16 protein-coding genes are annotated in these 20,298 nt (G+C 61.9%); 10 read left to right on the top strand and 6 right to left on the bottom strand.

Annotation, left to right across the window (positions count from 1 at the left end):
• Positions 1-52 precede the first annotated feature (52 nt).
• A complete protein-coding gene (locus ACPWMG_RS26460; RefSeq protein WP_483305351.1) occupies positions 53-2,110 on the top strand; it encodes a two-component system sensor histidine kinase NtrB in 2,058 nt (685 codons plus the stop codon).
• A gap of 23 nt (positions 2,111-2,133) precedes the next feature.
• Positions 2,134-2,763, top strand: a complete 630-nt coding sequence (locus ACPWMG_RS26455; protein ID WP_483302446.1) for a response regulator transcription factor — start codon at positions 2,134-2,136, stop codon at positions 2,761-2,763.
• Positions 2,764-2,773: 10 nt separating this feature from the next.
• Here ACPWMG_RS26455 and ACPWMG_RS26450 read toward each other — a convergent pair whose 3' ends face one another.
• Positions 2,774-2,938 carry a hypothetical protein gene (locus ACPWMG_RS26450; protein WP_483302445.1) on the bottom strand — a complete coding sequence of 55 codons (165 nt, stop codon included), beginning with the start codon at positions 2,936-2,938 and terminating at the stop codon, positions 2,774-2,776.
• On the opposite strand from ACPWMG_RS26450, the gene mltA reads away from it, so the two are divergent.
• Positions 2,871-4,106: a murein transglycosylase A gene (gene mltA / locus ACPWMG_RS26445; protein ID WP_483302444.1), complete on the top strand. Its 1,236-nt coding sequence runs from the start codon at positions 2,871-2,873 to the stop codon at positions 4,104-4,106. The genes ACPWMG_RS26450 and mltA overlap by 68 nt on opposite strands.
• A 44-nt stretch (positions 4,107-4,150) precedes the next feature.
• Here mltA and ACPWMG_RS26440 read toward each other — a convergent pair whose 3' ends face one another.
• From ACPWMG_RS26440 to ACPWMG_RS26430, 3 genes are read right to left on the bottom strand one after another with little or no spacing between them, the layout of a single operon-like run.
• Positions 4,151-4,675 carry a DUF6985 domain-containing protein gene (locus ACPWMG_RS26440; RefSeq protein WP_483302443.1) on the bottom strand — a complete coding sequence of 175 codons (525 nt, stop codon included), beginning with the start codon at positions 4,673-4,675 and terminating at the stop codon, positions 4,151-4,153.
• A 9-nt stretch (positions 4,676-4,684) separates the two neighbouring features.
• On the bottom strand, positions 4,685-5,200 hold the full coding sequence (locus ACPWMG_RS26435) for a TspO/MBR family protein (protein WP_483302442.1): 516 nt from the start codon (positions 5,198-5,200) through the stop codon (positions 4,685-4,687).
• 50 nt (positions 5,201-5,250) lie between these two features.
• Entirely contained in the window at positions 5,251-5,829 is a 579-nt protein-coding gene (locus ACPWMG_RS26430; protein ID WP_483302441.1) for a GNAT family N-acetyltransferase, read from the bottom strand.
• Positions 5,830-5,948: 119 nt separating this feature from the next.
• Here ACPWMG_RS26430 and ACPWMG_RS26425 point away from each other — a divergent pair, with 119 nt between their 5' ends.
• Positions 5,949-7,562 (top strand): methyl-accepting chemotaxis protein, encoded by a 1,614-nt coding sequence (locus ACPWMG_RS26425; protein WP_483302440.1) that lies wholly within the window; start codon positions 5,949-5,951, stop codon positions 7,560-7,562.
• A 1-nt stretch (position 7,563) separates the two neighbouring features.
• Here the strand turns inward: ACPWMG_RS26425 and ACPWMG_RS26420 are convergent, their stop codons facing one another.
• Positions 7,564-7,908, bottom strand: coding sequence for an antibiotic biosynthesis monooxygenase family protein (locus ACPWMG_RS26420; RefSeq protein ID WP_483302439.1), 345 nt, complete (start codon positions 7,906-7,908; stop codon positions 7,564-7,566).
• Between the two features lie 36 nt (positions 7,909-7,944).
• Positions 7,945-8,421 (bottom strand): Lrp/AsnC family transcriptional regulator, encoded by a 477-nt coding sequence (locus ACPWMG_RS26415; protein ID WP_483302438.1) that lies wholly within the window; start codon positions 8,419-8,421, stop codon positions 7,945-7,947.
• A 189-nt stretch (positions 8,422-8,610) separates the two neighbouring features.
• Here ACPWMG_RS26415 and ACPWMG_RS26410 point away from each other — a divergent pair, with 189 nt between their 5' ends.
• The 6 genes from ACPWMG_RS26410 (at position 8,611) to ACPWMG_RS26385 (ending at position 20,281) form a co-directional block, all read left to right on the top strand.
• A complete protein-coding gene (locus tag ACPWMG_RS26410; RefSeq protein WP_483302437.1) occupies positions 8,611-12,219 on the top strand; it encodes an indolepyruvate ferredoxin oxidoreductase family protein in 3,609 nt (1,202 codons plus the stop codon).
• A gap of 108 nt (positions 12,220-12,327) precedes the next feature.
• Positions 12,328-14,424 carry a GumC family protein gene (locus tag ACPWMG_RS26405; protein WP_483302436.1) on the top strand — a complete coding sequence of 699 codons (2,097 nt, stop codon included), beginning with the start codon at positions 12,328-12,330 and terminating at the stop codon, positions 14,422-14,424.
• A 210-nt stretch (positions 14,425-14,634) separates the two neighbouring features.
• On the top strand, positions 14,635-14,967 hold the full coding sequence (gene yajC / locus ACPWMG_RS26400; RefSeq protein ID WP_483302435.1) for a preprotein translocase subunit YajC: 333 nt from the start codon (positions 14,635-14,637) through the stop codon (positions 14,965-14,967).
• 30 nt (positions 14,968-14,997) lie between these two features.
• Positions 14,998-16,878: a protein translocase subunit SecD gene (gene secD / locus ACPWMG_RS26395; RefSeq protein WP_483302434.1), complete on the top strand. Its 1,881-nt coding sequence runs from the start codon at positions 14,998-15,000 to the stop codon at positions 16,876-16,878.
• An 84-nt stretch (positions 16,879-16,962) separates the two neighbouring features.
• On the top strand, positions 16,963-17,916 hold the full coding sequence (gene secF, locus ACPWMG_RS26390; RefSeq protein WP_483302433.1) for a protein translocase subunit SecF: 954 nt from the start codon (positions 16,963-16,965) through the stop codon (positions 17,914-17,916).
• Between the two features lie 10 nt (positions 17,917-17,926).
• Positions 17,927-20,281 carry a DUF1631 family protein gene (locus ACPWMG_RS26385; protein ID WP_483302432.1) on the top strand — a complete coding sequence of 785 codons (2,355 nt, stop codon included), beginning with the start codon at positions 17,927-17,929 and terminating at the stop codon, positions 20,279-20,281.
• The last annotated feature ends 17 nt before the right edge of the window (positions 20,282-20,298 follow it).

The following is a 20,298-nucleotide window of genomic DNA, read 5'->3' as shown; positions in this document are numbered from 1 at the left end:
CATTCGCAGTATCAACCTGTTGTGGCGCAGCTGGAGCCTATGGGGCTGGCTGATGGCCCTGGTGGTGCTGGTGCTGGCCACGCTGGTGTGGATGACCGGCCGCTATGAGACCGGCCAGGTGCAGAACCGCCTGGAGATGGACACCGCAGAGGCCGTGGCCGACATCCGCAATGCCTTGCGGTTGAACGTGCAGAACATGGTGGCGCTGCAGGTGGGCAGGCCCAGCCCCGAGGAGTGGCGCAAACACGCCGAAGTGCTGCTGCACCAACGCCGCGAGATGCTGCGCATTGAGTTGCTCAACCCGCAACTCCACCTGCGCGCGTTTGTCGACACCCCCTACCGTCCCTCGATCTTCGAGTTTCTGGGCCGTACTAATTCCAATACCGACGTGGCCCTGGCCTGTGCCGCTGCCTTGCGTTTCCAGGGGCCGGCTTACTCGCGCAGTTATTACCTGCCGCAACTCGACGGCCTGGGTGTGGAGGTCATCGAGATGTGCCTGCCGGTGATGGTGGATCGCCGCCTGGACAGTTATGTGATCGCCACCTATTCGCTGCCCGGCATCCTGGCCGACGTGGTGGGGCACCAGTTGTCGCGCAGCCAGGAGGTGTCGTTTGTCGAGGCCGATGGCACGCGCCTGGCGTTACACGGCCTGGCGCGGCGCGGCACGCGCATGTTCACCGCGCAGCAGTTGCTCGACCTGCCGGGCAACCCGCTGCTGCTGCGCATGGACAGTTGGCACGGCGCGCCTGATGTGTTCCCGAACGTGATGACCGCGCTGGTCACCATGATGTCGATTGCGCTGGTAACCGTCACCGTGCTGCTGGTGCGCGACACCCGCCGCCGCTTGCAGGCCGAGCGTGGCCTGGCCGATGCATTGGCGTTTCGCAAGGCGATGGAGGACTCGCTGGTCACCGGCCTGCGTGCGCGGGATCTGGACGGCCACATCACCTACGTCAACCCGGCCTTCTGCGACATGGTGGGCCTGGCGCCTGAAGACCTGCTCGGTCGGCGCGGCCCGCTGCCATATTGGCCGCCCGAGTTGGTTGACGAATACACCGCGCGGCAAAACCAGCGCATCATCGGCACCACGCCGCCGCGCGAAGGTTTTGAGTCGGTGTTTCTGCGCAAGGACGGCACCCGTTTCCCGGTGCTGGTGATCGAAGCCCCGCTGATCAACGAGCGCGGTTTTCAAACCGGCTGGATGAGCGCCGTGCTCGACATCAGCGAACAGCGCCGTGTGGAAGAACTCTCGCGCGCCAGCGAAGAGCGGCTGCAGGTCACCGCGCGCCTGGCCACCGTGGGTGAAATGGCCTCGTTGCTGAGCCACGAGTTGAACCAGCCGCTGGCCGCAATCTCCAGCTACGCCACCGGCTCCATCAATCTCATGCGCTTGCGTGGCGGCGACGAAGAGGGCGTGGCGCGGCTCGACATGGCCGACATGGAACAAGCCCTGCTGCGCATCAGCGAACAAGCCGACCGCGCCGGCCGCGTGATCCGCAGCGTGCAGCGTTTTGTGCGCCGCGCCAACGATGCGCGCCAGGCCGTCGACCCGATAGAGTTGTTCGTCGCCATCTTGCCGCTGGTGCAATTGCAGGCGCGGCAATCCAGCGTGCGCTTGGTGCTGCAAGTGCCAGAAGGTTTGCCGCCGGTGCAGTGCGACCGCACCATGGTCGAACAAGTGTTGTTGAACCTGGCGCGCAACGCCATGCAAGCCATGGACGGCCCGCTGGAGCCCCCCGTGGCCGAGCGCACGCTCACCATGCGGGTAGAGCCCGCGCCAGCGGCTGCGCTGGTGGATGGCACGCGCCCACGCGGCTGGTTGCTGTTTTCGGTGGCCGACGTGGGCGCTGGCATCGACCCGCTGGTGGCCGAGCGTGTGTTCACACCATTTTTCAGCACCCGCGCCGACGGCATGGGCCTGGGCCTGAGCATGTGCCGCACCGTCATCGAGCAACATGGCGGCTTTCTGGAGTTTGGCCCCAACCTGCCGCGCGGCACCGTGTTCCGCTTCACCTTGCCGACCGATGTGGTGGCCGTATCCAACGGCACAACCACCACGACGGTTACGGCTTCTGCCACAACCGCTACCATCGCGGCGCCCTTTGCCTGAATTGCGCCCCTTGCCTGAACCCCATGCAACCCTCTCAAGACGCCACCGTATTTATTGTTGACGACGATGCCGGCGTGCGCGATGCACTCTCCTGGCTGCTGCGCTCGCGCGGCCTCTACAGCGAAACCTTTGAGAGCGCCGACGCGTTTTTCGAACAGAAACTACAGCCCGGTTTTGTGCCGCGCCAGGCGTGTTGCCTGCTGCTGGACGTGCGCATGCCCGGCATGAGCGGCATTGCCTTGTTTGAGCACGTGGTGGCGCAGCGCCTGACCGACGCACTGCCCGTTATCTTCCTCACCGGCCATGCCGACCTGCCCACGGCGGTCGAGGCCGTGAAGCGCGGCGCGTTCGACTTCTGCCAAAAACCGTTTTCTGACAACGCGCTGGTCGACCGCATCGAGCAAGCGCTGGTGCAGTCGCGCGAGAAGCTGAAGGTCATCGTCGAGCGAGTGGGCATGCAGACCAAGCTGGCCGAGCTGACCGACCGCGAGCGCGACGTGATGCGCCTGGTGGTTGACGGCCTGCCGAACAAGTTGATTGCCGATCAGTTGGCCATCAGCGTGCGCACGGTGGAAGTGCACCGCGCCCGCGTGTTTGAAAAGATGGATGTGAAGTCGGCCGTAGAATTGGCCAATTTGCTACGTAATGTGTAGCTGTTTGCGCTTATTTGGTGGGCGCTTCAGGCTTTTTTGACTTTGATTCTTCGGCTGTGGCCTTGGTTTCGTCCGTCGGCAGTTCACCGCGTTTGCGGCCCGAAAACATGGTCCACCACACAATCAACAGCAGCAGCACCAGCGCGCCAAGCGCCTCAAGAAGAATCAGACCCATGCAATTGAATTTCCAGAAACTGTGGACCGCTGCCATTCTAGGCACGCTGGTGGCCATCCTCGCGGGTTGTGCCTCGGCGCCAGACAAGGCACCGGGCGCCAGCCCCGCGCCAAGCGTTTCTGTCCCCACGCCGGGCGCGAGCGCTGAAGTGCCCTACCGAGGCAGCGTCGGCCTGTCGCCGCAGCATCCACGCAGCCGCTGGTTGCCGGTCGACTGGTCTGAGCTGCCCGGCTTTGCCGACGACAACCTGTTCGAAGCCTGGAACGCCTGGATCAAAAGCTGTGAACGCCCCGGCCCGGTGTTTGGCCCGCTGTGCAGCGACGTGCGCCGCCTGAGCCTGGGCACCGACGACGAACAACGCGCCTTTTTGCAGCAGCGCCTGCAGCCCTACCGCGTGGAACCCGTGCAGGGCCCTTCTGACGGTTTGCTCACCAGCTATTACGAGCCGCTGTTTGACGGCACGCGCCAACCCACTGCCACCAACACCGTACCGCTGTACCGCGCACCCGCCACCCTGGGCCAACGCAAGCCTTGGTACACCCGGCAAGAAATGGAAACCCTGCCCGAAGCGCGTGCCGCTTTGGCCGGGCGAGAACTCATCTGGCTGGCCGACCCCGTGGACGCGCTGGTGCTGCAAATCCAGGGCTCGGGCCGCATCCGCGTGACCGAACCCGATGGCAGTCAGCGCCTGATCCGCCTGGCCTACGCCGGTACCAACGACCAGCCGTACAAAAGCGTCGGTCGCTGGCTGCTCGACCAAGGCCTGGTGCGTGACGCCACCTGGCCCGGCATCAAAGCCTGGATCGCGCAAAACCCGCAGCGCTTGAACGAACTGTTGTGGAGCAACCCGCGCATGGTGTTCTTCCGCGAAGAAGCCCTGCCGCCGCTCGACGCCGCCTTTGGCCCGCGCGGCGCGCAAGGTGTGCCGCTCACGCCTGGCCGTTCCATCGCGGTGGATCCTGGCAGCATTCCCTACGGCACACCAGTGTGGCTGGCTTCGCCCGGCCCTTCGGTGCCTCTGCAAAAGCTGGTAATGGCACAAGACACCGGCAGCGCCATCACCGGTGCCGTGCGGGCCGACTACTTTGCGGGCTGGGGTCCGCAAGCTGGAGAGCTTGCTGGTCGCTTGAAGCAGACATTGCGCATGTGGGTGTTGTGGCCAAAGTAAGTGCCGAAGTGGTTCTCTAGCAGTCTGCTAGCGCGGCCTCGGAATCACTGGTAAACCACGTCTTCCAGGCTCTCGTCGTCGTAAGCGTCTGAGTGCGTGAGGTGCCCATCGTAGGGGCCGATTTTGCTGACGCGCTCGCCATTCTTCAACACAATCTGCAGCCCGTTTTCCGGCTCCCAGGCACATTCGCAGGCAATGGAAATGTAGATGCCTTGGTCACCGCCCGCACGCCGCGTGACCACCGGATCGGCTACAAACTGGATGTGCTGCCAAACCTGGGCCGGCGTGAGCAGGGTGACAAACTCTTCGTCGACATTCGCGTCCTGGTATTGCTGGAACACATAGGGCGTCGCTTTCTGCAGCGTTCTGAATGTGCAGTGCAAAAAGTTGGTCATGGCGGCGTGAAAGTCTTCGCGTGCCGGGTCGGTGTCGTAGCCCTGCAGCACCAGGCGGTGCCATGTGCCGTTGAGCACCGCCAGCTTGAACGGGCGGCTGACATACGCGTCCCTGCGTTTGTCGCGGACGATTTCGCCCAGCCCTGGCACCACGACCATCGTGTCTTGTTCCATGGCCTCAGATCAACCCAGAATCGCGGGATTGAGTTGCCACATGAAGAAGGTCAGCACTGATGCAAAGCTCACCCACGCCAGATACGGCAGCAGCAACAGTGCCGCCACGTGGTGGTGACGCCAGAAGGCCCAGATGGTGGCCGCAATTAGCAGCCACAGCACTAGAATTTCAGCCATGGCGGCAGCACCCATATGCCACGCAAAAAACAGCCACGTCCACAACGCATTGGCTGCCAACTGCATGATGAAGAGGGTGAGTGCTGGTGCGGCGCCACGCCATCCGTGCGCGCGCCATACCAGCCATGCGGCCACCGCCATCATGGCGTAGAGTGCCGTCCATACCGGGGCAAACAGCCATGCCGGTGGGGCCCACAACGGTTGCACCAATTGCCCATAAAAGTCTTGCGCGTTGGCCGACGCGATGGCGCCCAGGCCAGCGGCAATGAAGCAGGCCACCACCCAGCCGACGAGGCCGAAGAAGGGGTGCGGTCGCGCTGCGTGGGGGTATGTTGTGGAATGTGCCATGGCGGTTCTACCTGCTTTCCTTGCCTAGTGGATGAGGCCTTAAATTTTCATCATGAGCCCAGCCGCGCCTCCAGTCGGCTCTTTACTTCTGGCCATTCATCTTCAATGATGCTGAAGCGCACAGAGTTGCGCTTGCGGCCATTCGGCATGATGCGTTCGAAACGTATCGTGCCTTCTTCCTTAGCCCCCAAACGTAGGATGGCAGCGCGAGATGTTGTATTGATTTCGTCCGTGGTGAACTGCACGCGAATGCAGCGCATGTCTTCAAACGCAGCACGCAACATCAGGTATTTGGCCTCGGTGTTGACGAATGTTTTTTGGTGCGACGCGGCCATCCACGTGCTGCCGATTTCGAGCTTGCGGTTGTGTGGGTCGATCTTCCAGAAGCGTGTGGAGCCGATGACTTCGCCTGTGGCCGCCAACGTGGTCACAAACGGCATGACGGTGCCGGCCGCGTGTCCGTCGAGCGCGATGCGGATGTAGCCTTCCACCGTGGTGGCCGACGGCACCACGGTGAAGGGCAGGTTCCAGAGTTCGCCGTCTGCGGCGGCGGCCACCAGCGCTGCAGCGTCGCTGCTGCGCAGGGCGCGCAAGATGATGCGAGGGCCGGTCAGTTGTTCAATGTGCATGTGGATGGCTGGGGGCGATGAATGTGAAGTAGCTCAAGAAATGTTACACATTGCCGATCCCTTATGGAGGGCACTACCTTGGTGCTCAGCCGATTCGGCTCAACCTGAGGACTTTCTGAATGGACAAGCTGAGCAATCTGCGCATCGGAACGCGCATTGGGCTGGCATTTGCCGCCACCATTATTTTGCTGATTGGCGTTGCGGTTTTAGCCGGTGGCGCGCTGAGTACTGTGAACCAGGCTCTGCAAGCGGTGACCAAGGATTTCTACGTCAAAGTGCAGTTGGTGGGCGACATCGAAGACGAGATCAACAAGCAGGCGCGCTTCACCCGCAACCTGCTCATCTTCGATCAAACTGCGCAGCTCGAAGCCGAGTACAAAAACATCGACACCAGTCGTGCCGAGACCACCAAACTGTTCGACAAACTGCAGCCGTTGGTGACGTCTGCCGATGGCAAGTCTCGCTTGGCCGAAGTGCTGGCGCAGCGCACGCCCTACCGCGCCGGGCTGGACGAATATTTAGCCTTGATCAAAAAGGGTGACCTGAACGCCGCCAAAGCTTACTTGATGGACACGCTGCGTGTGCGTCAGTTGGCCTACATGAAGGCGATGGAAGACTTCAGCCATCTGCAAGAAGGCTTGATGGACCAGGCCGGTATTACCGCTGAAGACACGGCCAAGTCGGGCTTCGTGCTGGTGGCAGCCATCTCGGGGGCGGCCGTGGTGCTGGCGATTGTGTTGGGTGTGTGGATCACGCGTTCCATCACCCGGCCGCTACTGCGCGCGGTGCACGTGGCCAACACCGTGGCGGCGGGTGACTTGTCGGTGCGCATCGATGCGGCCGGTAAAGACGAAGTGGGCCAATTGCTATCGGCACTGAAGCACATGACCGAGAGCCTGGTGGGCATTGTGAGCAAGGTGCGCGCAAGCTCGGAGTCGATCGCCGCAGGCACCGGACAAATTGCCACCGGCAACTCTGACCTCAGCCAGCGCACCGAAGAGCAGGCCAGCAACCTGGAGCAAACGGCGGCCGCCATGGAGCAGCTCACCTCGGCTGTGAAGCAAAACGCCGACACCGCGCGCCAAGCCAGCCACATTGCGCTGGACGCCTCCAAGGTGGCCACTGATGGCGGCGCCGCCATGGACAAGGTGGTCAACACCATGGGTGATATTGCCGCGCGCTCGCGCCAGATTGCCGACATCATCAGCGTGATCGACGGCATTGCCTTCCAGACCAACATCCTGGCGCTGAACGCTGCGGTTGAAGCCGCCCGCGCTGGCGAACAAGGGCGCGGCTTTGCCGTGGTGGCCAGCGAGGTGCGCAGCCTGGCCGGGCGCAGTGCTACCGCTGCCAAAGAAATCAAGACGCTGATCGATGCCAGCGTGGCCAGCGTGGAAGCGGGCGGCAGCCAGGTCGATGCCGCTGGCCAGACCATGAGCCAATTGGTGAACCGCGTGGCCAAGGTGGCGAGCTTGATCGAAGAGATCAGCACCGCCAGCTCGGAGCAAGACACCGGCATCAGTCAGGTGGGCGACGCCGTGCAGCAACTCGACACCGTGACCCAGCAAAACGCCGCGTTGGTGGAAGAAAGCGCGGCCGCCGCAGACAGCTTGAATCACCAGGCGGCTTCGTTGGCCAACTTGGTGTCGGTGTTTACCTTGCCAGCAGGACTGGATGCACCTCATGCTGCGCCGTCTCTTGTGCGCACGCAGCCGAAGTTGGCCTTGGCTTGATTTATGCCGGCTTGCTGTGCACCGCTAAATGCGGTGCCAGTTGTGGTGTCAGTTTGTCGTCGCCATAAGTGCGCAGCACTTGGGAAATGATCACCTGGTAGCCATCGAGCCAGTTGGCTTGCGCGGCCTTGGCTTTTAGATGGCTGGGGTGCTGCACCAGTTGCTGCAGCGCTTCGAGCGAGTCCCAGTAGTACACGTTGGACACCAAGCCGGTGGCAGTGTTTTCCCACGTCTCTTCACCCACGTAGCCCGGAATTGCTTTCGCCATGGCGGCGATCTCTTGGTCGAGCCGGTGAAAGGCATCGTCAAACTGCTTGGTGGCGAAGATGAAGGTGGAAGCGTACATAGGCTGTGTGCTGAATAGAGAAGGTTTTTGAGGCCGTTACGGCACGGCTTTTAAATGCGCCAACGGCAGCGCCCGGCTTTCCTTCACCTCGCCCAGCGAAAAGCTGGTGTGCAGGTCTTTCACGTTGGGCAGGTTGATGAGCACTGTGCGTGCAAAGCGCGAAAACGTGTCCAGGTCTTGCGCCACCACCTGCAGCTCGAACGTGCCCGCGCCGCTGATGTAGTGGCACGAGATGACTTCGGGGATCTTGCGGATGGCTTCTTCCAGCTCGCGCGTCACGTCGCCGCTGTTGCGGTCGGCGTCCAGCCGCACAAAGGCCAGCACGCCCAGGCCGATTTTTTGCCGGTCGATGTCGGCGTGGTAGCCACGGATGTAGCCCGCTTCTTCTAGCGCACGCACGCGCCGCCAGCAGGGGGCTGCGCTCAGGCCCACACGTTGCGCCAGTTCGGCGTTGGTGAGCCGGCCGTCGCGTTGCAGTTCATCGAGGATGGTCAGGTCGAATTTATCTAACATTTCTCAATGGTAATGATTTGCGCAATATCCTTTCTTGGTAACGTCCCGAATGGGCATCAAAAGAAAAGACATATCTGTGCAGGCGGCATACACTTTGCAAAGGTTTGGCGTTCGCGCTTGATCGAAGCGTAGACAAAAAACGCACCCGCTCACGAGGCGGTTCATAAAGAGACATGGAGACCCACAAGAATGAATGCCCCACTGCCGGAGCACGTGCGCAAAGCACTAGAGACTGTCACGCTCGACGACAAATACTCGCTCGATTACGGGCGAGCCTTCATGAGCGGCGTGCAAGCCCTCGTCAAGCTGCCTATGTTGCAGCGCTTGCGTGACCAACAGGTTGGCAAGAACACCGCCGGTTTCATCAGCGGATACCGGGGCTCGCCGTTGGGTGGCTACGACCAGGCCTTGTGGAAGGCCAGCAAGTTCCTGAAGGCGCAGAACATCGTGTTCCAGCCGGGTGTGAACGAAGAGCTGGCCGCCACGGCGCTGTGGGGCACACAGCAGCTCGGCTTCTCGCCACCGGGCACCAACAAATTTGATGGCGTGTTTGGCATTTGGTACGGCAAGGGCCCGGGCGTAGACCGCTGCTCTGACGTCTTCAAACACGCCAACATGGCCGGCACCACGCCCTGGGGCGGCGTGATCGCGGTGGCCGGTGACGACCACATCTCCAAGAGCAGCACGGCCGCGCACCAAAGCGACCACATCTTCAAAGCCTGCGGCACGCCGGTGTTCTTTCCCACCAACGTGCAAGAAATTCTGGACCTGGGCATCCACGCCTTTGCCATGAGCCGTTTTGCGGGCATCTGGTCGGGCATGAAGACGATCCAGGAAATTGTGGAGTCCAGCGCCACGGCGATGATCGACCCGGATCGGGTGGAGATCATCATGCCGACCGACTTCCAAATGCCGCCCGGCGGCTTGCACATCCGCTGGCCCGACCACGCGTTGGAGCAAGAGGCACGGCTCATGCACTACAAGTGGTACGCCGCGCTGGCCTACATCCGCGCCAACCGCTTGAACCACAACGTGATCCAGGGTCCGAACGACCGCTTCGGCATCATGGCCAGCGGCAAGGCGTTCAACGACACACGCCAGGCGCTGCTGGATTTGGGTTTGGACGATGCGGCCTGCCGCCAGCTTGGCATTCGCCTGCACAAGGTGGCCGTGGTGTGGCCGCTGGAAGCGCAACTCACACGCGAATTTGCCACAGGCCTGCAAGAGATTCTGGTGGTGGAAGAAAAGCGCCAGGTCATCGAATACCAACTGAAAGAAGAGCTGTACAACTGGCGCGCCGACGTGCGGCCGAATGTGCTGGGCAAGTTCCAGGAGCTCGATGGCGACTTCTCTGGCGGCGAATGGGCCATGCCCAACCCCACGGCCAACACGCTGCTGCGCGCCAATGCCGACTTGAATCCGGCGCTGATCGCCAAGGCCATCGTGCAACGCCTGCGCAAGCTGGGCATTCTGGCGTCTGCCGGTGCCGACATGGTGGCGCGTGTCGATGCGCAAATGGCCATTCTGGAAGCCAAAGAAAAGTCCATGCAAGTGCTGCAAACCAGCGGCGTCGTAAGTGACGCGCGCCTGCCCTGGTTCTGCTCGGGCTGCCCGCACAACACCAGCACCGTGGTGCCCGAAGGTTCACGCGCCATGGGCGGCATTGGCTGCCATTTCATGGCCACGTGGATGGACCGCTCCACCATCGGCTTCACCCAAATGGGCGGCGAAGGTGTGCCATGGGTCGGCCAGCAACCCTTCACCACCGACCAGCACATTTTTGCCAACCTGGGCGACGGCACCTACTTCCACAGCGGCCTGCTCGCCATTCGCCAAAGCATTGCTGCGGGTGTGAACATCACCTACAAAATTCTCTACAACGATGCCGTGGCCATGACCGGCGGCCAGCAAGTGGGCGAGCGCCCCGAAGGCCATTCGGTGCTGCAAATTGCCGAGAGCCTGCACGCCGAAGGCGCGAAGAAAGTGGTGGTGGTGACCGACGAGCCCGAGAAGTACCAGGGCGTCAACATCCCCGGCGACCACGTCCAAGTGCTGCACCGCGACAAGCTCGACGAAGTGCAGCGCGAGTTCCGCGAAATGCAGGGCACCACGGCCATCATTTACGACCAGACCTGTGCCACTGAAAAGCGCCGCCGCCGCAAACGCGGCACGGCCGTGGACCCGGCCAAACGTGTGGTGATCAACGAACTGGTGTGTGAAGGCTGCGGCGACTGTGGCGTGCAAAGCAATTGCCTGAGCGTGGAGCCGCTGGAGACCGAGTTCGGCCGCAAGCGCACCATCAACCAAAGCACTTGCAACAAGGACATGAGCTGCCTGAAAGGCTTCTGCCCCAGCTTTGTGAGTGTGGAAGGCGGCGCGCTGAAAAAGAAGGCGAAGAACAAGGCGGCGATGCCCGCAGATCTGGGGGCGCTGGCCGAGCCCAACGTGCCTGCCATTGCGCTGGGTGGTGTGTGGGGTATTGTCGTGGCCGGTGTAGGCGGCACGGGCGTGATCACCATCGGCCAACTGCTGGGCATGGCGGCGCACATTGAAGGCAAAGGCATCGTCACGCAAGACGCGGCGGGCCTGGCGCAAAAAGGCGGCGCCACCTGGAGCCATGTGTTGATTGGCGCGACGCAGCAAGACATTCGCACCACACGGGTGGGTACTGCGGCGGCCGACCTGGTGTTGGCTTGCGACCCGTTGGTGTCGGTGAACCCCGAAACCGTGGCGCGTATGCGCGAAGGCCGCACGCACGTGGCGTTGAACACACACGGCGCGCCCACGGCCGCCTTTGTGCGCAACGCCAACTGGCAAAACCCGCAAGACGCCTGTGCCACGCAAATCGCCGAAGTGGTGGGCAGCAAGGCCTTGGGCGCGTTTGATGCCGACGCCACCGCGCTGGCCTTGATGGGCGACACCATCTACGTGAACCCGATGATCTTGGGCTACGCCTGGCAACGTGGCTGGGTGCCTTTGGCGCATGCCTCGCTGATGCGCGCGATTGAACTCAATGCGGTAGCGGTGGAGGCCAACAAAACGGCGTTTGAATGGGGCCGCCAGGCCGCCCTTCGGCCCGATGAAGTGCGTCAGCGCCTGCAGCCTGCGCAGGTGATCCAGTTCACGCGCCGCGAAACCACGCACAACTTGGTGGAGCGCCGCGTAGAGTTTTTGACCGCCTACCAAAACGCCGCTTACGCCGAGGTGTACCGCGCATTTGTGGCCAAGGTCGAAAAGGCCGAGGCGATGGTGGGCAAGTCGTCGCTCAGCGAAGCCGTGGCGCGTTACCTGTTCAAACTCATGGCCTACAAAGACGAGTATGAAGTGGCGCGGCTGTACACCGACACGGCTTTCCTCGACAAGATCAACGGCATGTTTGAAGGCGACTTCAAGCTCAACTACCACCTGGCACCGCCGCTGCTGGCCAAGAAAAACGCCAAGGGCCAGTTGCAAAAGCAGAAGTTTGGCCCAGCCATGCTCACCGGTTTCAAATGGCTGGCGCGCCTGAAAGGCCTGCGTGGCACGGCGTTCGACATCTTTGGCAAAACCGAAGAGCGCCGTACCGAGCGTGCGTTGATTGGCGAGTACCGTGCCAGTATTGAACGCATGCTGCCGACCCTGACGGCGGGCAACTACGCCGCTGCGGTGGAGTTGGCCCGCGTGCCAGAGCTGATCAAAGGCTACGGCCACGTGAAGGATGCCAACTTGGCGACGGCACGCACCAAGTGGGCGGCGCTGGAGGCCGCTTTCCACGCGCCGACGCAGAACCCGGCTGTGGCAACACCACGCGCTGCCTGACGAACGGTTGTTCAAGCACCTAGCCGGGGGCTGTGCACCGTCAGACGCGAGGTTTATAGTGGGCTCCCCCGGCGTATTGGCCGGGGGCCAGACTTCGGGACCAGCGTCATGCAATTGCAATTTCCGCGTCGAATCGATCCAGCGTTTGCCCACGGCGTGGGCGACTTTGCCGATGAACCCCCTGCGCGCCCGCGCAGCCGCGTGATGCGACGTCGGGTGCTGGTGTTCTCGTGTGTGTTCTTGCTGTGTGCGCTGATTAGCTTGGCCTACACCTACCTGCGTGACCCCGTTTACCTGGCCCAGGCGCGGGTGCAGATCACGCCGACCTCAGGTGTTTCGGTGGCACCGGCGGCGCCTTCTGGCAAAGATCCAAAAGACATCCTGCTGCAGCCGGGTGGCGCGCAGTCGTTTCTGGTGGAAATTCAGGTGTTCACCAGCCGGCCGGTGCTGGAAAAAGCCGTGCAGCGACTGCGTGAGCGCGGGGCCAGCACGCTGGACGACTCGCCTGAAGGTGTGACAGCGTTGCAAAACATGCTGCAGGTGCATCCAGTGGAGGGCACCAATGTCGCGCAGGTGGAGGCTCGCGGGCCGGACCGGTTCCTGGTATCGGCTTTGGTCAACACGGTGATCGACGTCTACCGCGAAGCGCAGGCCAACCAAGGGGAGGCTTCGTCACGTACGCTGCTGGCCGACGCCCGTGAAGAAGCACGTGTGGTGGATGCCAAGGTGGCCGAGAAGAAAAAGACGCTGGAGGATTTCCGCTCGCGCTCGAACATCGTCTCGGTGGAACGCGACGAAAACCAGGTGCTGGCGCGCTTGAAAGCCCAGAGCGCGGCGCTCAGCCTTGGCACCGACCGCGAAGCAATTGCCGAAGGCAAGGTGCGCGCGCTGGAGCAGGCGGCCGCGGCCGGCCAGGCGCCGCAGCTTTCCAGAGACAGTCCGAATGTGGCGGCCATGGCGCAGCGTCTGTCGCAGTGGCGTGAAGAGTGGCGGGCGCTGGAGCGGCAATACACGCCTGACTACCTGGCGATGGACCCGAACGCACGCGCCTTGAAGAACCGCATCACCAGCCTTGAGCAGCAAATTGAGAACGAGCGCGGCAAGGGCCAGCAGAACGCGCTGGCCGAGGCCCGCGACGAACTGACCAGCGTGCGCGCCGCCAACCGTCGACTGCAGCAGCAAATGGCGGAAGACAAACAATCGGTGCAAGGCTTCACGCGTAATTTTTCAGAATACAAAACCATGCAAGAAGAGCTGCAAGGTTTGGAGCAGATGCGCCAGACCGCGCGGCAGCGCGTGTTGTCGTTGGAGGCCAGCGAAAACGCGCGCCGCCCACGGGTGCAACTGGTGGAGTCTGCGGTGCCGCCCGACACCGCCTGGCGCCCGCTTTACACGCGAGACGCGTTGATCAGTCTGGCTGGTTCATTGGCCTTGGGCTTTTTGGCGGTGTGGTTTGTCGAGTTCTTCAACCGTGTGGAGACGCCGCCGCCCGGGCCTTCGACCGTGATCATTCCGCAGCCGTGGGGACCGGGGGCCTTCGCGGGTGTGAACGCTGGCTTGGCTGGGCCGAGCGGGTCCGTGCCCCAAGTGCTGACCGGGCAGGCGTCGCAAGCTCCGTTTGCCCAGCTTCCACAGGCACAACCCCGTGAGTTGGCCGCCGATGAGGTGGCGCAATTGCTGCAAGCCGCTGCTCCTGACCATGCCGCCGTGCTGATTTGCCTTCTGTGCGGGTTGACGGTTGACGAGGTGATTGCGCTGCGTGGTGCCGATGTGCACCCTGAAGAAGGTGTGCTGCGGGTCACAGGTGAATCGCCGCGCGAAGTGGTGTTGTCCCCGGATTGGTTGCAAACCTTGAAAAACCACGCACTGGACCCCGAAGCGCCGCTGTTTTCAGACGGCAAAGGCTTGCCGCTGCAGCCGGAAGATGTGCAGGCCATGGTCACGTCGAGTGCCCACGACGCGGCGCTGGCCCAGCCCGAGTCGATGACACCGCAGGCGCTGCGGCACACCTATATTGTGTTTTTGGTGCGCCAGGGTTGCCGGTTCAGCGACTTGGGGCGCTTGGTGGGGCGTTTGTCGGCCGAGGCCTTGAACGCCCTGGGGGCGGTGGCACCAGCGGCCGAGAAAAAGCTAGCCATGCAGTCGATTGAGCGCCAATTGCCTGGGGTACGGGCCTTCACCAGTCCTGCGGGCGACTCGGCGTAAGCGGCTCAGGCTTTCAGGGTTTTCCCCACTCAAAGGGGGCTTTTCAGACGGGGCGCTTGTTTACCAAGCGATCGCCTATATCTCTCAGGGGCTCAGTTTCGCCGAGCCCGGTGCGCCGCATACAATCACCGTCGCCTCACCGGACGGCTATGCCCTGCCCAGGCTTGCGCTGCAGCCCGTCTACCTCTGAATTTCCCGTGGAGTTATCCCTTGTTCATTTCTTCTGCTTTTGCCCAAACCGCTCCTGCCGCTGCTGCAGGTGGTGACATGATGTCCTCCCTGACCAGCATGTTGCCGCTGGTGCTGATGTTTGTGGTGCTGTACTTCGTGATGATCCGCCCACAGATGAAGAAGCAAAAAGAACACCGCGCCATGATCGACGCGTTGGCCAAGGGCGACGAAGTGGTGACCTCCGGTGGCCTGCTGGGCAAGGTGAGCCGCCTGGGCGAAGGCTCGCTGGGCGTGGAAATCGCCAACGGCGTGGAAGTGCAATTGCAGCGCTCCGCTGTAGTGCAAGTGTTGCCCAAGGGCACGATCAAGTAATTCGCTGACTCTGAAAATCACCGCGCGATCATGAACCGTTACCCGGTATGGAAGTACGCGATCATCGTGATCGCGCTGTTGGTGGGGGCCATCTACACCCTGCCTAATTTTTTTGGAGAGTCGCCGGCTGTGCAGGTTTCTGCGGGCCGGGCGAACGTCAAGATTGATGCTGACGCCTTGGCGAAGGTTGAAGAATCGCTGAAGGCGGCGGGCCTACCCACCAGCCAGATCAGCCAGGACGCGCAGTCCATCAAGGTACGGTTCGACTCCACTGACGATCAACTCAAGGCCAAGGACGCGATCCAGAAGGCTTTGGTGCCAGACGCCAATGACCCCGCCTACGTGGTGGCGCTGAACCTGCTGTCGCGCTCGCCACAGTGGCTCACCAACCTGCGTGCCGGCCCCATGTATTTAGGCTTGGACTTGCGCGGTGGTGTGCACTTCATGCTGCAAGTCGACATGCCTGCGGCACTGACCAAGCGTGTCGAATCACTGACGGGCGACCTACGCACGGCACTCCGCGAGAAGTCGGTGCGTCACAGCGGTATCAACCGCAACGGCCAGCAAATCGAGATTCGCTTGAGCGATGCTGCCACGCTGGCGGCCACCAAGGCGGTGCTGCAAGACCAGTTCGCTGATCTGCAGGCCACCGATACGCCGGATGGCACGGGCTTCAAGGTCGTCGCCACCATCAAGCCTGAAGCGGCACGCCGTGTGCAAGACCAGGCGTTGAAGCAAAACATCACCACCTTGCACAACCGGATCAACGAACTTGGCGTGGCCGAGCCGGTGATCCAGCAGCAAGGGCTGGACCGCATCGTGGTGCAACTGCCTGGTGTGCAAGACACGGCCAAGGCCAAAGACATTCTGGGCCGTACCGCCACGCTGGAAATCCGCATGGTGGACGAAAGCACCGAAGCCCGCTCGGCCGAGACTGGGTCGGGTGCTGTGCCATTTGGTTCTGAGCGTTACTTGGACCGCAACGGCCAAGCCGTGATCGTCAAGAAACAAGTGATCTTGACCGGCGAAAACCTGACCGATGCGCAGCCTGGCTTTGACAGCCAGAACCACGAGCCCACCGTCAACCTGACGTTGGACGCCAAGGGCGCCCGCATCTTCAAGGACATCACGCGCGAGAACATCAACAAGCGCATGGCCATCATCTTGTTTGAAAAGGGCCGTGGCGAAGTGGTGACGGCACCCGTGATCCGCAGCGAAATTTCGGGCGGACGGGTGCAGATTTCGGGCCGTATGACCACCACTGAAGCGGCCGACACCTCGCTGCTGCTGCGTGCCGGTTCGTTGGCTGCGCCGATGGAAATCATCGAAGAACGCACCATTGGCCCAAGCCTGGGTGCAGAAAACATCAGCAAGGGCTTCCACAGCGTGACCTGGGGCTTTGTGGCCGTGGCTGTGTTCATGTGCATCTACTACATGCTGTTTGGCGTGTTCTCCAGCATTGCGTTGGCCGTAAACTTGCTCATGCTGGTGGCGGTGTTGTCCATGCTGCAAGCCACACTGACACTGCCGGGCATGGCCGCCATGGCATTGGTGCTGGGTATGGCCATTGACGCCAACGTGCTGATCAATGAGCGGGTGCGTGAGGAGTTGCGCGCCGGGGCTTCGCCACAGGCCGCCATCCATGCTGGTTACGACCGCGCGTGGGCGACGATTCTGGACTCGAACGTCACCAGCTTGATCGCCGGTATCGCCTTGCTGGCCTTCGGCTCCGGCCCGGTACGCGGCTTTGCGGTGGTGCACTGCCTGGGCATTGCCACCAGCATGTTCTCGGCCGTGTTCTTCTCGCGTGGCCTGGTGAACCTTTGGTACGGACGGCAGAAGAAACTCAAGACGGTGTCGATTGGCACCGTGTGGCGCCCAGAGGCTGGCACTGTCGCCAAGCCAGATTGAATGTATTTGGAATGCCGGTTAGCTCTCAGCCCCTAAGCAGGTGGCGTTTGCAACTGCCGGCATTTCTGACCAAAGGATAGTTCGATGGAGTTCTTCAAAATTCGCCGTGACATACCGTTCATGCGGTATGCGCTGATGTTCAACGTGGTGTCGTTTGCCACGTTCTTCCTGGCGGTGTTCTTCCTGTTCTCCCGTGGGTTGCACCTGTCGGTCGAGTTCACCGGTGGCACGCTGATGGAAGTCAGCTACTCGCAGCCCGCCGATCTGGACAACGTGCGCAAGCAGGTGTCCGCACTTGGCTACAGCGATGTGCAGGTGCAGAACTTCGGCACCGTGCGCGATGTGCTGATCCGTTTGCCTGCCCAAAAGGGCGTGAGTTCCGCGCAACAGAGCGAGCAGGTTTTGACCTCCTTGAAGACGGCCGATGCCGGTTTGACCTTGCGTCGCACCGAGTTTGTGGGCCCACAAGTGGGTGACGAGCTGACCACCGACGGGCTCAAGGCCTTGGCCTTTGTGATCGGCGGCATCATTATTTACTTGGCGATTCGTTTCGAATGGAAATACGCCGTAGCGGCGATCATCGCCAACTTGCATGATGTGGTCATCATCCTGGGCTTTTTCGCCTTCTTCCAGTGGGAATTCTCGCTGCCGGTCTTGGCGGCGGTCTTGGCGGTGCTGGGTTATTCGGTGAACGAATCGGTGGTTATTTTTGACCGAATCCGCGAGAACTTCAGGCGCTATCGCAAGATGACGCCGCACGAAATCATCGATAACGCGATTACCTCGACCATCAGCCGCACTATCATCACCCATGCATCGACGCAGGCGATGGTTTTGTCGATGTTGTTGTTTGGTGGCCCCACGCTGCATTACTTTGCGCTGGCGCTTACCATCGGCATTTGCTTTGGTATCTATTCTTCGGTGTTCGTGGCGGCGGCCATTGCGATGTGGCTGGGCATCAAGCGAGAAGATTTGGTGAAATCTGCAGTGAAGAAAGACGAAGACCCGAACGACCCGAATGCGGGAGCGACTGTTTAACGACCCTCTTATGTCCACGCGTACGCCCCATCCCTCTGACCGCCCTCTCGCGCGCCGCGCCCGAGAGCGCTTGGTGCATGAGGCCAGTGCCGCTATGGGGGAAGTCCGCACGGCTGTGCTTGATCGCTTTCGGGCTTTGGTCGATGAAGTGAGCAACGCGCGCGAAATGCAAGAGCGGCGCGACGCCTGGATCGCCTTCCAGCAAAAGGGCCAGGCCTGGGAAAGTGGCACCGTTGCGGCTTGGCAAAATGCCTTACAAGTCGTCGGCCAAGGTGTGCACCCGCGTTTTACCGCGTCCACCTTCGAGTTGATGGGCGACGAAGTGGTGGAAAATAAGATCCTCAGTTCGCGCCTTGGTCAAGCCGTGCTGGACCGCACCGCTGAGCCGCATGCCGATCTGGTGGCGCGCCTGCAAATGCTCGAGGGTAGTGAAGATCTGATTCCGCAAGACCCCGTGCGCCCCGAAGCCATGATGCTGGCTGTTGTCGAGCAATGGACGGTAGCCGGCATGCTGCGTGCGGCCCTGCCCATGGTTATGCCCGTGCTGCAGCGCGAATTCACCGTGCATCTGCTCGATGCCTACAACAGCAGCCTGGCCTTCCTGTCGGCCAATGGTGTGCAGGCCGCAACTGATTTGCGTGGACGCGTGAAACGCTCTGAAGGTGGGACCAGCAGTACCAATGCTGCCGCATGGCACGACAGCACACCACCCTCTGATCGATCGTCTGCCTACGTGGGGGGGCCGCGCTCTGGTACGGCGGGTCTACGCCCGCAGCCCGCCGCAATCTCATCGGGCGCAGCCCGCGGCCGCGCAGCGGCCGAACGTGCAGCCGATGAAGAAACCCGCATGATGACCGTGGCCTCGCCGCTGGCGCGGGCGCGGCGCCGTGCGCAAGGGGTGATGGTGCACCTCAAGCGGGTGTTGACCGACCACATTGGTGACTTCGATCGCACCGTGCGACAGTCCGTCTCGCCTGGTCTGGCGCATGCGATTGCGCGCAAGCAAGACGGTGGCGATACCGATCCGCTGTACGGCACCATGCCAGGGCCCGGCTTTGACTACGGCATGGCCGTGACTGAAGTGGCCGGCCTGCTGCGCGAGCGCACCAAAGAGCTGAAGAAGGTTGCGTCCACCGCAGGCGAAAAAGCCACCATTGAAATTGTCGCCTTGATGTTTCAGAACATCTTGGCGGAGGAGCGTATTCCGCCCTCCATCCGCGTCTGGTTTGCGCGCCTGCAACTGCCCGTGCTGCGCGTGGCGCTGGCGGAGCCTGAGTTTTTCGGCACGCTCGACCATCCGGCGCGCCAGTTGATCGACCGCATGGGCGCCTGTGTGATGGGTTTCGACGCCACCGCCATCAATGGCAGTGCGATGGAAACCGAAATCAAGCGCGTGGTGCAGGTGATCGAGCAATATCCCGAGACCGGTCGCCGCGTATTCCAACTGGTGTACGACGAGTTTCAGCAGTTTCTGTCGCGCCATCTCACTGAAAAGGGCAACACGCAGCGCGTGGTTAGCCTGGCCCAGCAGGTCGAGCAAAAGGAAACGCTGGCCATCCAGTACACCATCGAGCTGCGCAAGATGCTCGAAGAATTGCCGGTGCGTGACGACATCCGCGAGTTTCTGTTCAAGGTGTGGGCCGAAGTGTTGGCCATGGCGGCTGTGCGCAGTGGCCCGCAGCATGCCGACACCATTTCGTTGAAAAAAGCCGCCTCAGAGTTGGTGTGGGCGGCCAGCGCCAAACCCAACCGGGCTGAGCGCGCGCAGGTGATCGAAAGCCTGCCGGCCTTGCTGCAGCGCCTGCGCCACGGCATGGGTTTGCTGGGGCTGCAAACTTCGGCACAAGAAGCACACATCAAGATCATCAGCGACACGCTGGCCGATGCGTTCATGTCGAAGACGGAAGCCATTCCCCAAGCGCGCATCGAGTCGATGGCCGCGCGTTTGGCGAATCTGGAAGACTTCGTCAGTGACGAAAACATGGGCGACTTACCGCTGGACGCCGAGAACATCGAGCTGATGTTGGGCATCGATGCTTCGTCGCTCGACGTGATCACCGATGGCGGCTCCAAGCCCACCGAGGCCATGATGGCCTGGGCACAGGATTTGACGCTGGGCCAGTGGTTCATGCTGGACCATAACAACCGCGTGAACCAGGTGCAGTTTGCCTGGCGCAGCAACCGTAAGCAGTTGCACCTGTTTGCCGCCATGGATGGTCGCAGCTACCTGATCCAGATGCGCCGTTTGGCCGCTTATTTGCAGGCGGGTTTACTGGTGCCGCAGGAAGAAGAAGCGTTGACTTTGCGCGCCACGCGCGACGCCTTGGCCAAGCTTGACGCTAACCCCGAGCGCCTGTTGGGTTAAGTAGCCGAAGTGAAGAG

Source organism: Hydrophilobacter chitinilyticus, from assembly GCF_049860745.1.
GTDB lineage: Bacteria > Pseudomonadota > Gammaproteobacteria > Burkholderiales > Burkholderiaceae_C > Rhodoferax_B.
Note: the sequence above shows the minus strand (reverse complement) of the source record. Positions and strands in the feature narration are given on the sequence as shown.

Bases quoted from the DNA above. Each gene is read 5' to 3' on its own strand.
- ACPWMG_RS26460 (WP_483305351.1), top strand. From the start codon at position 53: ATGGCCCTGGTGGTGCTGGTGCTGGCCACGCTGGTGTGGATGACCGGC.
- ACPWMG_RS26455 (WP_483302446.1), top strand. From the start codon at position 2,134: ATGCAACCCTCTCAAGACGCCACCGTATTTATTGTTGACGACGATGCC.
- mltA (WP_483302444.1), top strand. From the start codon at position 2,871: ATGGTCCACCACACAATCAACAGCAGCAGCACCAGCGCGCCAAGCGCC.
- ACPWMG_RS26450 (WP_483302445.1), bottom strand. From the start codon at position 2,938: ATGGGTCTGATTCTTCTTGAGGCGCTTGGCGCGCTGGTGCTGCTGCTG.
- ACPWMG_RS26440 (WP_483302443.1), bottom strand. From the start codon at position 4,675: ATGGAACAAGACACGATGGTCGTGGTGCCAGGGCTGGGCGAAATCGTC.
- ACPWMG_RS26435 (WP_483302442.1), bottom strand. From the start codon at position 5,200: ATGGCACATTCCACAACATACCCCCACGCAGCGCGACCGCACCCCTTC.
- ACPWMG_RS26430 (WP_483302441.1), bottom strand. From the start codon at position 5,829: ATGCACATTGAACAACTGACCGGCCCTCGCATCATCTTGCGCGCCCTG.
- ACPWMG_RS26425 (WP_483302440.1), top strand. From the start codon at position 5,949: ATGGACAAGCTGAGCAATCTGCGCATCGGAACGCGCATTGGGCTGGCA.
- ACPWMG_RS26420 (WP_483302439.1), bottom strand. From the start codon at position 7,908: ATGTACGCTTCCACCTTCATCTTCGCCACCAAGCAGTTTGACGATGCC.
- ACPWMG_RS26415 (WP_483302438.1), bottom strand. From the start codon at position 8,421: ATGTTAGATAAATTCGACCTGACCATCCTCGATGAACTGCAACGCGAC.
- ACPWMG_RS26410 (WP_483302437.1), top strand. From the start codon at position 8,611: ATGAATGCCCCACTGCCGGAGCACGTGCGCAAAGCACTAGAGACTGTC.
- ACPWMG_RS26405 (WP_483302436.1), top strand. From the start codon at position 12,328: ATGCAATTGCAATTTCCGCGTCGAATCGATCCAGCGTTTGCCCACGGC.
- secD (WP_483302434.1), top strand. From the start codon at position 14,998: ATGAACCGTTACCCGGTATGGAAGTACGCGATCATCGTGATCGCGCTG.
- secF (WP_483302433.1), top strand. From the start codon at position 16,963: ATGGAGTTCTTCAAAATTCGCCGTGACATACCGTTCATGCGGTATGCG.
- ACPWMG_RS26385 (WP_483302432.1), top strand. From the start codon at position 17,927: ATGTCCACGCGTACGCCCCATCCCTCTGACCGCCCTCTCGCGCGCCGC.